At 56.3% G+C, this 13,814-nt stretch carries 13 protein-coding genes; 8 read left to right on the top strand and 5 right to left on the bottom strand.

Features of this window, described 5'->3' with window-relative positions:
• Nucleotides 1–63 precede the first annotated feature (63 nt).
• The 3 genes from Q0932_RS01910 to Q0932_RS01900 are packed head-to-tail and all read right to left on the bottom strand — an operon-like array spanning nt 64 to nt 2,092.
• Entirely contained in the window at nt 64–558 is a 495-nt protein-coding gene (locus tag Q0932_RS01910; protein WP_299349121.1) for a GNAT family N-acetyltransferase, read from the bottom strand.
• Complete coding sequence (locus Q0932_RS01905; RefSeq protein WP_299349118.1) at nt 555–1,142, bottom strand: HD family hydrolase; 588 nt, start codon at nt 1,140–1,142, stop codon at nt 555–557. The genes Q0932_RS01910 and Q0932_RS01905 overlap by 4 nt, the downstream gene beginning before the upstream one ends.
• Entirely contained in the window at nt 1,139–2,092 is a 954-nt protein-coding gene (locus Q0932_RS01900) for a glycosyltransferase (RefSeq protein WP_299349115.1), read from the bottom strand. Before Q0932_RS01900 ends, Q0932_RS01905 begins: the two co-directional genes overlap by 4 nt.
• A gap of 238 nt (nt 2,093–2,330) precedes the next feature.
• On the opposite strand from Q0932_RS01900, the gene ahcY reads away from it, so the two are divergent.
• The 4 genes from ahcY to Q0932_RS01880 all read left to right on the top strand — a co-directional run bounded on the left by ahcY (nt 2,331) and on the right by Q0932_RS01880 (nt 5,125).
• The gene (gene ahcY, locus Q0932_RS01895) at nt 2,331–3,719 is read left to right on the top strand and encodes an adenosylhomocysteinase (protein ID WP_299349113.1); all 1,389 of its coding nucleotides are present in this window, start codon (nt 2,331–2,333) and stop codon (nt 3,717–3,719) included.
• A gap of 147 nt (nt 3,720–3,866) precedes the next feature.
• The gene (locus Q0932_RS01890; protein WP_299349111.1) at nt 3,867–4,223 is read left to right on the top strand and encodes a hypothetical protein; all 357 of its coding nucleotides are present in this window, start codon (nt 3,867–3,869) and stop codon (nt 4,221–4,223) included.
• A gap of 31 nt (nt 4,224–4,254) precedes the next feature.
• Nucleotides 4,255–4,656 (top strand): hypothetical protein, encoded by a 402-nt coding sequence (locus Q0932_RS01885; protein WP_299349109.1) that lies wholly within the window; start codon nt 4,255–4,257, stop codon nt 4,654–4,656.
• A gap of 127 nt (nt 4,657–4,783) precedes the next feature.
• The gene (locus Q0932_RS01880) at nt 4,784–5,125 is read left to right on the top strand and encodes a DUF2853 family protein (protein ID WP_299349108.1); all 342 of its coding nucleotides are present in this window, start codon (nt 4,784–4,786) and stop codon (nt 5,123–5,125) included.
• 237 nt (nt 5,126–5,362) lie between these two features.
• On the opposite strand, the gene mutS is transcribed toward Q0932_RS01880, so the two are convergent.
• Entirely contained in the window at nt 5,363–7,990 is a 2,628-nt protein-coding gene (gene mutS, locus Q0932_RS01875; protein ID WP_299349646.1) for a DNA mismatch repair protein MutS, read from the bottom strand.
• Nucleotides 7,991–8,154: 164 nt separating this feature from the next.
• On the opposite strand from mutS, the gene Q0932_RS01870 reads away from it, so the two are divergent.
• Nucleotides 8,155–10,410, top strand: coding sequence for an NADP-dependent malic enzyme (locus Q0932_RS01870; protein ID WP_299349105.1), 2,256 nt, complete (start codon nt 8,155–8,157; stop codon nt 10,408–10,410).
• A gap of 71 nt (nt 10,411–10,481) precedes the next feature.
• Complete coding sequence (locus Q0932_RS01865; protein ID WP_299349103.1) at nt 10,482–11,357, top strand: ribokinase; 876 nt, start codon at nt 10,482–10,484, stop codon at nt 11,355–11,357.
• 14 nt (nt 11,358–11,371) lie between these two features.
• Here the strand turns inward: Q0932_RS01865 and msrA are convergent, their stop codons facing one another.
• Entirely contained in the window at nt 11,372–12,028 is a 657-nt protein-coding gene (msrA, locus tag Q0932_RS01860) for a peptide-methionine (S)-S-oxide reductase MsrA (RefSeq protein WP_299349100.1), read from the bottom strand.
• 148 nt (nt 12,029–12,176) lie between these two features.
• Between msrA and Q0932_RS01855 the strand changes: the two genes are divergently transcribed.
• The gene (locus Q0932_RS01855; RefSeq protein ID WP_299349097.1) at nt 12,177–13,088 is read left to right on the top strand and encodes a D-amino acid aminotransferase; all 912 of its coding nucleotides are present in this window, start codon (nt 12,177–12,179) and stop codon (nt 13,086–13,088) included.
• Nucleotides 13,085–13,798, top strand: a complete 714-nt coding sequence (locus tag Q0932_RS01850) for an HAD family hydrolase (protein ID WP_299349093.1) — start codon at nt 13,085–13,087, stop codon at nt 13,796–13,798. The genes Q0932_RS01855 and Q0932_RS01850 overlap by 4 nt, the downstream gene beginning before the upstream one ends.
• Nucleotides 13,799–13,814: the final 16 nt, after the last annotated feature.

Below are 13,814 nucleotides of genomic sequence, written 5' to 3'. Positions count from 1 at the left end.
GGCCCGTCGAATAAGGCGTCAGAGCCTCCGGCGGGAGTATTTACGGCGCTACGAAGCCTTGGCTCAGTCTTTCAGGTCGTAGCGTTTCAAAATCTTGTCGACGACCGTTCCGTCTGCAAGAGAGACATTTTTGATCCGATCCCAATCGCGAAACCCCCGGCTTTGGTAGTAGATCAAGCCGCCAGAGTTGTCGGCGCGGATGTTGGCGTTGATCCAGTCGTACCCCAAGTTCAAAGCCGCCTGCACCGTTGCATCGAACAGCTTTGACCCGATACCCAGCCCAGTCTGTCCTGATTTGACAAAGGTCCCGATATCGCAGGCCTCTGCTGGCAATTCGGGCCAGACACCGATCCACTGAAATCCCAGCAATTCTCCGGCCTCATCTATGGCGACGTGCCATGCAGAGCGATCTCGATTGGCAAACAACCAGCCCTCGAAATCATCACGAGTCATTGGGGCAACCAAAGCTGTTGTGCCACCGATAGAGATGATTTCATTCAACAATTCCGAGATCTGTCGCAGATCGGCTGTGGTGCCGTGGCGGATTTTGAGGCTCATCCGATGTCCTTTATGAGAGCGCCATGTCGCGCGGTAAAATCATTTCGTACCTCGACCGGGGGGCGCAGGCGGATATGAAGATCACGGATCGTGGCGCGGTCGGGTTTGCCGAATAGCTTGTTGGCCTCGGCCTCGGTGAACCCGGCGATCTCAACTGCTTCCATCCATGCGCTGATACGGTCCGCTTTCTTGATCTGTTTCTTGATGGGTGCCGGTGTGGTGGCTGGCAGGCCAAAACGAATGTGAATTGCTGCCATGAGGCGCTCATCCAGTGCCTCATACCCCGGACCAACTGAGTTTTTGACGGGGGAAATCATGTCTCCGATCACGTACTCCGGGGCGTCATGCAGCAGGGCAGCCAGCCGCCATTTTGGCGAGATACCGGGGTTCAGGCGACCAAACAGATCTTCGACCAGCAGCGAGTGTTCAGCGACGGAATACGCGAAATCCCCGTGCGTCTGCCCATTCCAGCGCGCCACAAAGGCCAGCCCGTGGGCAATGTCTTCGATTTCAATGTCCACTGGTGTCGGATCAAGAAGATCCAGCCGACGACCAGACAGCATACGTTGCCAGGCGCGGGTCATGTCAGCACATCCAGTTCCGACTCAAAGCGGCGGAAGTACCGGTAAAGAGCCAGCATGGGAAAGATTTGAACGGACATATGTCCAAGAGATTTGAACCACTTCCGTTTGGGTTTCTCAAGCACTGGGAAATCGTCGGTGTGGTCAGGAAAGTACTGCGCCACAAAACTGTTGTACGAGCGATAAAGCTCAAAACTGTAATTTGTTTCGACAAAGACCTCTTTGCTCCATGGCTTCTTGATGCCGACGTAATGAATGATGTTTGGCGAAACCAAAGCCGAGATATAGGGCTGACGGCTGGTCCACTGCCAGTTCCAATAGGGATGTAATTCCGCAATGTTGCCCATGAGACCGAGATTTAGCAGGGACTGGTCGTTCTGTAGGGTCGGTTCGGGTGCGCGGTGAACATCCAGCATTTTTTCAAGGCAATCCATCGCGAGAAACCGCTGCGTGTCGATCAACTGAACGCCAGAGTTAAAGATCTTCTGGCCGCGAATGTTGCGCGCCGTGAAATCAAAGGCCATCCGCTTGGGATTGAACCATTGCGCAATGTCCCGCACCGCGCCAATTGGGTGAGGACCCATGTCAACATCGAACAAGCCAGAGATGCGATCCGTCACAACATTGGTGTCAGAATCCAGATACAGGATGCGATCATACTGGTCCCCAAGCCGCTCTGACAGCCACAGGCGCAAAAAGGCAGTTTTTGGCAACCATTTATGTGCCAGACCCATCTCTGAGATTGTGGCCTCCAGATCAAGAACCTCGGATCTAACGCCAAGGCTTAAGACCTCGTCTGGAATGTCCAGTGGATGGAGGCTGCAGATCAGAATGTCATAGTCATTGTTTTTGTTGTTCAACGCAGCGTTGCGTGCTGAATACACCGCAACGGGCAACATCTTCTCGTCAGTGCAATAGATCACCGCGCGGCGATTGCTAGTCTGCGTGTTCATTGATTGCCTCGTCTCATGTGCGGTTTTTACAATTCAACACAGTCACGACGCTCTGGAAAGCCTGTGCGAGGTTTTCTCGGCAAGCAATGCCTTCTTTTCGTGTTCGATTTTCTTGTCTTTCCCTAGATTACAGGGCCCGAAATCTAAATCTGGAGCTCACACAAGAGGGGTACCATTGTCGAATAGATTTTCCGGTGCTATCTGGAGCACAAATCAAGTGTTGAAGGAGCTGGGCGCGATGGCGACCGACTACGTTGTAAAAGATATTAATCTGGCTGAATTTGGCCGCAAGGAACTGAACATCGCTGAAACCGAGATGCCGGGACTGATGGCGCTTCGGGACGAGTATGGGCAGAACAAGCCACTCAAGGGGTCGCGCATCGTCGGGTCATTGCACATGACCATTCAGACCGCTGTTCTGATCGAAACGCTCGTGGCACTGGGTGCTGACGTGCGCTGGGCGTCGTGCAACATTTTCTCGACACAGGACCATGCCGCCGCCGCGATTGCCGCCGCTGACATTCCCGTGTTCGCGATCAAAGGCCAATCTCTGGAAGAGCATTGGGACTATCTGGACAAATCGTTCATGTTCCCCGAAGGGCCGAACATGATCCTCGACGATGGCGGTGATGCGACGCTCTACATCCTGCTGGGCGCCAAAGCTGAAGCAGACGAAAGCGTTCTGGGTGTTCCTCAGTCGGAAGAAGAAGAGGTCATCCACGCGCAAATCCGCAAGCGGATGGCGGCCAGCCCCGGCTGGTTTACCAAGATGCGTGACCAAATCCAGGGCGTATCGGAAGAAACCACCACCGGCGTGCACCGCCTCTATGATCTGGTGAAAAAGGGTGAACTGCCCTTCCCCGCGATCAACGTGAACGACTCGGTCACCAAGTCCAAGTTCGATAACAAATACGGCTGTAAAGAGTCGTTGGTTGATGGCATCCGCCGCGCCACCGACACCATGATGGCCGGCAAAGTTGCCGTGGTTTGCGGATATGGCGACGTCGGCAAAGGCTCGGCAGCGTCGCTGCGCGGCGCCGGTGCCCGTGTAAAAGTGACTGAGATCGATCCAATCTGCGCGCTGCAGGCGGCGATGGACGGCTTTGAAGTCACCACGCTGGAAGACGAAGTGCCTAGCGCGGACATCTTCATCACCACCACTGGCAACAAGGACGTGATCCGCATCGAGCATATGCGCGAGATGAAGGACATGGCCATCGTTGGTAACATTGGTCACTTCGACAACGAAATTCAGGTAGCGAGCCTGAAGAACCACAAGTGGACGAACATTAAAGAACAGGTCGACATGATCGAAATGCCTTCGGGCAATCGCATGATCCTGTTGTCCGAAGGTCGTCTGCTGAACCTTGGTAACGCTACGGGTCACCCGTCGTTCGTGATGTCCGCCTCGTTTACCAACCAGGTTCTGGCGCAGATCGAACTGTTCACCAAAGGCGACGAGTACAACAACGACGTCTACATCCTGCCAAAGCATCTGGATGAAAAGGTCGCGCGCCTGCATCTGGACCGCATCGGCGTCAAGCTGAGCAAGTTGGAAAAAGAACAGGCCGATTACATTGGTGTGTCAGTGGATGGCCCGTTCAAGCCAGAGCATTACCGCTACTAAGGCTTAACGACAAAAACACATTGGCCCGGGCACTCATCGAGTGTCCGGGTTTTTCTTTTTCACGATGCGCGTTGATCCGAGAGCCGATTGGATGCGACGAAACCGAGTCTTGCGCTATAATGGAGACCGACTCTTCGGAGAATTGTGATGAAGATACTCGTAAATATCGCGCTTCCCGCTCTTCTTGTGCTCTTCGCTCCTTTGGTGAAAGCGGACGAAGGAGAGGATCTGGCCAAGCAGTTGGCAAACCCAATTGCTTCGCTCGCCAGCGTTCCGTTTCAGCTGAACTACGACTCTGGGTTTGGAGCAAGTGGCGATGGCTCGCGGTTGACGCTTAACATCCAGCCCGTCATTCCCTTTGAGCTGAACGAGAATTGGAACGTCATTTCACGTACGATCTTGCCGGTGATTTCTCAGGAAGATTTTACGCCGGGAACGTCCCAATCCGGGATCGGCGATATTGTTCAAAGCTTCTTTTTCTCCCCAAAAAGCACCCACCAATAGTGGTTGGATCTGGGGTGTCGGGCCGGTGTTCATGTTGCCCACTGCATCAGACAGCGCATTGGGTCTGGATCAGTTCGGAGCCGGCATCACGGGCGTGGCCCTGAAACAGACTGGTCCATGGACATATGGCGCGCTGGCCAACCACATTTGGGACGTCGACGGATCAACCGACATCAACTCAACGTACTTTCAGCCCTTTGTGTCCTATGTGACGCACAACAAATGGACGTTTTCGACAAACACCGAACTCACCTATGACTGGAACACGGACTCGGCCAACATCCCGATAAACTTTACAGCGACCAAGCTGGTCATGCTTGGCAATCGCCCGGTCAGCATCGGTGGCGGCCTGCGGTATTGGGCAGACAGCCCCTCGGGCGGTGCTTCGGGATGGGGAGCGCGGTTCATCATGACCTTCCTGTTCCCAAAGTAGCCTCTGCTTAGGGGGAGAATGTCGGTGTTTTCCCCTTTTTTGGACCCAGGCTCAAAGCCTACCCTTTGACCCAGACAATCGACATTCTGAAAACCGGCCATGTGCCAACCACTAGGGGAAAAATACCATGGGTAAACGCGACGAACTCATTGCCAAATATGCCGACGTTCTGCGCAGCAAATGCGGGATGGAGCCTGATATGGACCTGTTGACCAAGGTTACCATTGGGTGCGGTCCGGCCATCTACAATGACGACGCCTCAACCGTTGCCGCGTCGCAAGAGGACGAGCTTGAAACCGTCAAGAACAACTTCCTCATCAAGAAACTCAGCCTTGCGGATGGTCCTGAACTTATGGATGCCATCAATGCCGTGATTGAAACTTATGGCCGCTCAGAGCGAAACAAGTACCGCGCCGTCGTTTACTACATGCTGACCAAGCACTTCGGCAAAGAGTCGGTCTACGGATAAACCACTCACAGAACACAAACTGACGCCCGTTTGACCATCTTGGTTAAGCGGGCGTTGCTATTTCTGGTTTGGTTTTAAGTACTTGGCGTTTCTCCGAATCCGGCGAATGGGCTAGGTATGATTCAACACCGTGCCAGGATGGCCGGACCCTGTTTCAAGAACACGTGTGGTGAGTAGGGAGCACGTGGGGTAACGGAGGTTCTGGCCGATGGGGATCGGGTGGAGCCTCCGTTTTATTTAGGCCTCGCCTTTGTCCAGCGCCTCTTTCAAAGCATAGAGTTTTTGCAGCGCCTCTCGGGGGCTCAGGTCGTCGGGATGGATGGATTCCAGTAATTCTTCGACCGGCGAAGTCCCGTTGGGCGCAATGACCTGGGCCGGTACCGGGGTGGCGGCGAAAAGAGGCAGATCGTCGATCAATGCCTTTTGTGCCGGGCCTTCGCGTTCGCCCTTTTCCAATGCCTCCAACACTACCCGGGCACGCTCAACAACAACCGGAGGCAATCCGGCCAGTTGCGCGACCTGCACACCATAAGACCGATCCGCCGCGCCCTTAAGAACTTCGTGCAGGAAGATCACCTCACCTTCCCACTCTTTAACGGTCACGGTGGCGTTCTCAACACCTTCCAGCTTGCCTGCTAATGCGGTCATCTCGTGATAGTGGGTGGCGAACAGCGCGCGTGACTTGTTCATGTCATGCAGATGTTCCAGCGTCGCCCATGCAATCGACAGCCCGTCATAGGTCGCGGTGCCGCGTCCGATCTCATCCAGAATGACCAACGCACGGTCGTCGGCTTGATTTAGGATCGCAGCAGTCTCCACCATCTCAACCATGAAGGTCGAGCGTCCGCGCGCAAGATCATCCGAAGCGCCGACGCGGCTGAACAATTGACTCAACAAACCAATGCGCGCCTGACGCGCCGGGACAAAACTGCCCATTTGCGCGAGCAGGGCAATCAGCGCGTTCTGACGCAGAAAGGTCGATTTACCGGCCATGTTAGGACCTGTCAGCAGCCAGATGCTGGCTTCATCCCCACCGGACAGATCACAACTGTTGGCCACAAAGGGTTCGCCTGTCTTTCGCAGCGCGGCCTCAACAACCGGATGCCGCCCACCTACGATATGGAAATCGCGACTGTCGTTGATCTCGGGGCGGCTCCAGTCTTCCGCAATAGCCAGTTCAGCAAGGCTGGTGGAAAGGTCAAACTCAGCCAAAGCCCGAGCCGCAGACGACACTGCGCCGCTTTGATCCAGCACCGCCTGCCGCAACATGTCAAACAGGCGTTTTTCAATCTCAAGCGCGCGGTTGCCCGCGTTGAGAATCTTGGTCTCCATCTCACTCAACTCAACAGTGGTAAAGCGCACTTGGTTGGCGGTGGTCTGGCGGTGAATGAAAGTTTCGGAGAGTGGCGCTGACAGCATCGCGTCGGCGTGTTTGGCTGTGGTCTCAACGAAATAGCCCAGCACATTGTTGTGTTTGATCTTCAGGGACTGAATGCCGGTCGTTTCGACATATTGTGCCTGCATCGAGGCAATCACGCCACGGCCCTCGTCCCGCAACTGGCGGCTTTCATCCAAATCACTGTCGTAACCGGGCGCGACAAATCCGCCATCACGTGCCAAAAGTGGGGGCTCAGCCACCAAGGCCTGTTCCAAGAGGTCCAGCAGGTCATCATGTCCAGCCAGCGCTGAAAGGGCCTGTTGCAGTACTGATGGCAGATCATCGGCAAAGGAAGTACTGGTCAGTTCCAGCGCCTGCCCCAGTGCATTTCGGATCGCCGTCAGATCTCGGGGGCCACCACGATCCAAGGACAGCCGCGACAAAGCGCGGTCCATATCAGGCACACGCCGCAAAGCCTCTCGTATGTTCCGTGCCTCATTGCGGTGTTCGGCGAAATAGGCCACAGCGTCCAGCCGGTCCTGAACCACATCCAACCGCACCGAAGGTGAAGACAGGCGTTGTTCCAAAAGTCGCGCACCGCCCGCGGTCAGGGTCTGATCAATAACCGACAACAGTGATCCCGCGCGGCCACCAGACAGCGCATGGGTCAATTCAAGGTTCCGCCGAGTGGCGGCATCGATTTGCATCACCGATTGCGTCGCCTCGCGCTGCGGTGGTTGCAACAGGGGCAGTTTGCCCTTTTGGGTCAAGTCCAGATAATCAACGATGGCACCTAGCGCGCCAACTTCGGGCCGGGAAAAGGTGCCAAACGCCTCAAGCGAAGAGGTTTTGAACAGACCTGCCACTCGCTTTTCCGCATTGGTCGAGTCAAACGATCCGCGCGACATCGGGGTGATTGGAACACCCATATCAGAGACTGTTTCAGCCAAACGTGTCTCAGAGCCTTCTGCCACCAAAAGCTCGGACGGGGCCAGACGGGCCAATTCAGGACCCAACCGCACAGGCGTCACAGGCATCACATGCAGACTGCCAGTTGAAATGTCGGCCCAGGCCAACGCGGCATCGTCTCGCACCACGGCATAGGCTGCAAGGAAATTGTGGCGGCGGGCGTCCAACAAGGAATCTTCGGTCAGCGTACCCGGCGTGACCAGCCGGACGACCTCGCGCCGGACCACGGCTTTGTAACCGCGCTTTTTAGCTTCAGCCGGGCTTTCCATCTGTTCGCAGACAGCCACACGGAACCCTTTGCGGATCAGGGTCAGGAAATAACCTTCGGCGGCATGGTGCGGGACGCCACACATGGGAATCTCGGCCCCATCGTGTTTGCCGCGCTTGGTCAGGGCAATGTCCAAAGCCTCGGCCGCCGCCACAGCATCATCAAAAAACATCTCGTAGAAATCGCCCATACGATAGAACAACAGGGCATCCGGATGCTCGGCCTTGATCTCAAGATACTGCGCCATCATCGGCGTGACGGCTGGCTTGGCTGCGTTCACGAGTGACATTCCCCCTGTCGTGGCCCTTTTCTTAGCAAATGCGGCACATTGCGCGAAAGGTCAAAGTGCTTGGCGGTTGTGAGAATTAAGCCCTTAGGCTAAGAGGCGCAGACGGCATCGGAGGAGTCAAAAGAATGGCCAAGACCAGAGTCACCGCGGAAGAAGCGCTCGCGTTCCATTTGGAGCCGACTCCCGGCAAGTTTGAAATCAAGGCCTCGGTGCCGATGACCACACAGCGTGACCTGTCGCTGGCTTATAGCCCTGGCGTCGCTGTGCCGTGCGAAGCCATCGCCGCCGATCCGGCCACCGCCTATGATTACACCAACAAGGGCAACCTTGTGGCGGTGATCTCGAACGGGACCGCGGTTCTGGGCCTGGGCAACCTCGGCGCGCTGGGCTCCAAGCCGGTGATGGAAGGCAAGGCCGTGCTGTTCAAGCGCTTTGCCGACGTAAACTCAATCGATATTGAGCTGGATACCGAAGACCCGGATGAATTCATCAACGCGGTCAAACTGATGGGCCCCACCTTTGGCGGCATCAACCTCGAAGACATCAAAGCGCCCGAGTGCTTTATCATCGAGCAGCAACTCAAAGAGATGATGGACATTCCGGTGTTCCACGATGACCAGCACGGCACTGCGGTGATCTGTGCTGCCGGTCTGATCAATGCGCTGCATATCTCGGGTAAAAAGATCGAAGATTGCAAGATTGTGCTCAACGGCGCGGGCGCTGCGGGTATTGCTTGTATTGAACTGCTGAAATCGATGGGTGCCAAGCACGACAATTGCATCACCTGTGACACCAAGGGCGTGATTTATCAGGGTCGTACCGAAGGTATGAACCAGTGGAAATCGGCCCATGCGGTGAAAACGGATCTGCGCACGCTCGAAGACGCCATGAAAGGCGCCGACGTTTTCCTCGGCGTGTCCGCCAAGGGTGCTGTGACCACGGATATGGTGGCCTCGATGGCCGACGACCCGGTGATCTTTGCCATGGCGAACCCCGATCCGGAAATTACCCCGGAAGAGGCCCACGCAGTACGCGCCGATGCTATCGTGGCCACGGGCCGTTCGGACTATCCGAACCAGGTCAACAACGTCCTGGGTTTCCCTTATCTCTTCCGTGGCGCGCTCGATATTCATGCCCGCGCCATCAATGACGAAATGAAGATCGCCTGCGCCGAGGCGCTTGCCGAACTGGCCCGCGAAGACGTGCCGGACGAGGTGGCGATGGCCTATGGCCAAAAGCTGTCTTTTGGGCGTGATTACATAATTCCGACGCCGTTTGATCCGCGCCTGATCCACCGCATTCCCCCTGCCGTGGCTCGCGCTGGCATGGACACCGGTGTGGCGCGGCGCCCGATCATCGATATGGACGGCTATGAAGACAGCCTGAAATCTCGGATGGATCCGACAGTGCCAATTCTGCGCGGCCTCAATGCCCGTGCCCGCAACGCCCAAGCTCGCATGATCTTTGCCGAGGGTGATGATCCCCGCGTTTTGCGTGCGGCAGTGACTTACCAACGCAACGGCTTTGGCAAAGCGCTGGTTGTGGGCCGCGAAGATGACGTGAAGCGCAAGCTCGAGGCCGCAGGCCTGGGCGACGCGGTGCGCGAGATCGAAGTGGTCAACGCCAAGAACACACGTCACCTCGAGACCTATACAGATTTTCTGTATAATCGCCTTCAGCGTAAGGGTTTTGACCGTCACGACGTATTCAAACTGGCCGCCCGTGATCGCCACGTGTTTGCGTCACTGATGTTGCAACACGGTCACGGCGATGCGCTGGTGACCGGTGCGACCCGTAAATCCGCTAACGTTTTGCAACTGGTGAACCATGTGATCGACGCCAGCACCGAAAATGGTGCGGTTGGTGTCACTGCCTTGCTGCATAACGGACGGATTGTTCTGATTGCAGACACGCTGGTGCATGAGTGGCCTGACGAAAACGATCTGGCCAATATCGCCGAGCGCGCAGCTGGAGTGGCTCGCGACATGGGGCTTGAGCCGCGTGTCGCCTTTGTCAGCTTCTCGACCTTTGGCTATCCGGTCTCAGAGCGCGCCGAAAAGATGCATGTTGCCCCTCAGGTTCTTGATCGCCGTGGAGTGGACTTTGAATACGAAGGCGAGATGACCGTCGATGTGGCGTTGAACCCCAAGATCCAAGAGAACTATCCGTTCCAGCGGCTGACTGGCCCGGCCAACATTCTGGTTGTTCCCGCGCGTCACTCGGCGTCGATCTCGACCAAGCTGATGCAGGAAATGGCAGATGCGACCGTAATTGGTCCGATCCTGTCGGGTGTGGATCACTCGATCCAGATTTGTTCGACCGGCTCCACGGCCAACGACATCCTGAACATGGCCGTGATGGCAGCAGCCAAGATCGGCTGATCTGACAACAACGCTTGATGTTTCTGGCAGGTCGGGCATTCTTGCCCGGCCTGTTTCAATTTGAGCGTGCCATGGCCATTTACAATCTCGGCTCTATCAACGCCGACTATTTCTACCGTGTTCCACACTTGCCCTCTGCCGGAGAAACTCTGGCGGCGACCTCTGTGTTACGAGGGCTGGGTGGTAAAGGCACCAATATGTCGGTTGCCGCAGCGCGTGCTGCCGCGCGGACAATCCATATAGGGGCGGTGGGCGAAGACGGGCGCTGGGCGACGGATCGATTGCTGGAGTATGGGGTGGACACGCGTCACATCACGACACTGCCCGACACACCGACCGGGCATGCAATCATCAATGTCGAGGATTCCGGCGAAAACGCCATTGTTTTGCTTCCAGGCGCCAACCACGAAATCCCCGAGTCGACGATTGGTGCGGCCCTGTCCGAGGCGTCGCCCGGCGACACGTTGCTTCTTCAGAACGAAACCAACAACCAAGCGCAAGCGGCAGAAATTGCCAAACGGCTGGATCTGTTCACCGCCTACGCCGCCGCGCCCTTTGATGCAGAGGCCGTGCAAGCGGTCTTGCCCTATATCGACATCTTGTTTTTCAACGCGGTCGAAGCTGCGCAGTTCGAACAGGCGACAGATCAATCTCCAACCGATCTACCAGTCCGACAGGTTATCGTGACACGTGGCAGTCAGGGCTGCACCTTGTTTGACAACCAGTTGGAAGAGGTCCGCCACTTCCCCGCTTTACCGGTGACGCCTGTCGACACCACCGGGGCAGGGGACACGTTCACCGGATATGTGCTGGCTGCTCTGGATCGGGGATTGCCGATGCCGCAGGCGATCACCCTCGCAACCCGAGCCGCGGCATTGATGGTCACGCGCCACGGCACAGCAGATGTGATTCCCGATTTGAAACACGTGCAAGAGGCGCAGTTCTAGGCGCCCCTTGGAGGTCAGTGAGCGAAAGGCGCCGCACTGCCCCACAACTGCTTGACCCTGGCATCGCGGCCACAGGCTTTGCGATAGCGTTTGTAGGCTTCGGACTGCTTCTTAGGTCCAAACCGGGTAAGCACCAGTTTTTCGCCCTTGTAGTAATCCTGGTGGTAGTCCTCGGCATCATAGAACGCGGATGTCTTCAAAATCGGCGTGACAACACTGCGACCCAGATCAGCCTCGGCTTGGGCCTTGGCGGTTTCAGCAGCAGCCTTTTGCGCATTGTTAGAGACGAAAATGGCCGTACGATAGCTGTCACCGCGATCACAGAACTGACCGCCAGCATCTACTGGATCAACAGAGCGGAAGAACATGTGCAAAAGACGATCCCGCGAGACGACATTGGGATCAAACCGGATTCTGACAGCCTCATAGTGTCCGCTTCCACCCTTGGTGACATCTTTGTAGGTCGGGTTCTTTTTACTGCCGCCGGTGTATCCGGACACGGCAGATTTAACCCCTTCGACGCTTTCAAAGTCGCTCTCGACGCACCAAAAGCAACCGCCAGCAACGATCAGGGTTTCGGTGGCAGCATGGACACGCGATCCCTGCACCAAGAACCCCAATGCAATCAACGCACCCAGAAACAGTGGTTTGGCTTTGATGAAATTTCGCATGGCATTACTCCTGTACTCTCGGTTCACCCTGTCTTGCGAATCCAAGCTTCACAATTGCCTGCAATCGAATGTCACGCCTTGGTGAGGACAATTTACCTCTTGGCCTGCTTAAGCCCGCCGATTAGCGTCGGCAAAAAAGGGGAGTCTCATGGCAGACCACGTTACAACACACCAGGCCGAACAAGATGCCCGGAATGAGGAAATCCAGATCTATCTGAATGGCAAGATTGTCCCCAAGGCTGAGGCCGTGGTCAGCGTGTATGATTCGGGCTTTATGCTGGGCGACGGTGTTTGGGAGGGACTAAGGCTGTACAACGGTCACTGGGCCTTTCTTGGCGAGCATATGGACAGGCTATTCGAGGCCGCCAAGGCCATTGACCTCAATGTCGGCATGACTCCGGCTGAAATGATCACCGCGCTGGAAGACACCCGCACCGCAAATGGCATGACGACCGATGCCCACGCCCGCCTGATGGTGACCCGCGGTGTGAAAACCCGGCCTTTCCAACACCCCGGGCTCAGCCAACAAGGCCCTACGGTAACGATCATCATGGAGCATTCCAAACCCTCAATCCCGCGTCCGATCCGGCTGGCCACTGTGCCGCATATTCGTGGACTGCCAATGACGCAGGATCCAAAACTGAACTCGCACTCTAAACTCAATTGCATTCTAGCCTGTATCGCGGCGGAAAAGGCGGGTGCAGATGAGGGTCTGATGCTTGACGTGAATGGCTTTGTGAACACCACCAACGCCTGCAATTTTTTCATCGTCCGTAAGGGTGCCGTTTGGACCAGCACCGGGGATTACTGCATGAACGGCATCACCCGGCAAAAGGTGATTGATGTCTGCCGTGCGGACGGCATTCCGGTGTTTGAGAGGAACTATTCGCTGGTCGATACCTACGGCGCGGATGAGGCCTTTTTGACCGGCACGTTTGGCGCGCAAACACCCGTTGGCGAAATTGATGGCCGTCAGATCGGGTCCGGTGAGATGGGTGAGATGACCAAACACATCCGGTCGCTTTACAAAGCGCTGGTTGAACAGGATGCGCGCACATGAAAGTCGCCATGTGGAGCGGCCCACGCAATCTCTCGACCGCGATGATGTACAGTTTTGGCAACCGGGGTGACTGCGCTGTGGTGGATGAACCGTTCTATGCCGCCTATCTGGCGATGACCGGCATTGACCACCCGATGCGAGATGAGATTCTGGCCAGCCAATCGCAAGATCCGACCATCGTGGCAACGGCATTATCAGGCTCTAATCCAGCAGAAAAGCCGCATTTCTATCAGAAACACATGACCCAGCACATGATCGACGGAGTGCCGCGGGATTGGATGCGGGATGTGGTCAACGTGTTCCTGATCCGCCACCCAGCGCGCGTGATTGCCAGCTATGGCGCCAAACGCGAAAACCCCACGCTGGACGACATCGGCTTTCGCCAACAGGCCGAACTGTTCGATTTGGTGCAAAGCTGGGGCCAGACCCCCATCGTGATCGACAGCCATGATATCCGGGACGACCCCGAAGGGATGCTGCGGAAACTTTGTGATCACATTGGCCTGGCGTTCATCCCCGCCATGCTGAATTGGCCCAAAGGCGGCCACGAAAGCGACGGCGCCTGGGCGCCTCATTGGTACGGCGCAGTGTGGAACTCATCCGAATTTGCAGGCGCCGAAGGGCCCTTGCCTGAGGTAAGCCCTGAGTTGCAGTCAGTATTGGATGCGGCTTTGCCGTTTTATGAGCGAATGAAAGCGCAGCGCATTTAGGGGCGCTGCCCCTCTG

This window comes from uncultured Shimia sp., from assembly GCF_947498095.1.
Lineage (GTDB): Bacteria > Pseudomonadota > Alphaproteobacteria > Rhodobacterales > Rhodobacteraceae > Shimia.
Note: the sequence above shows the minus strand (reverse complement) of the source record. Positions and strands in the feature narration are given on the sequence as shown.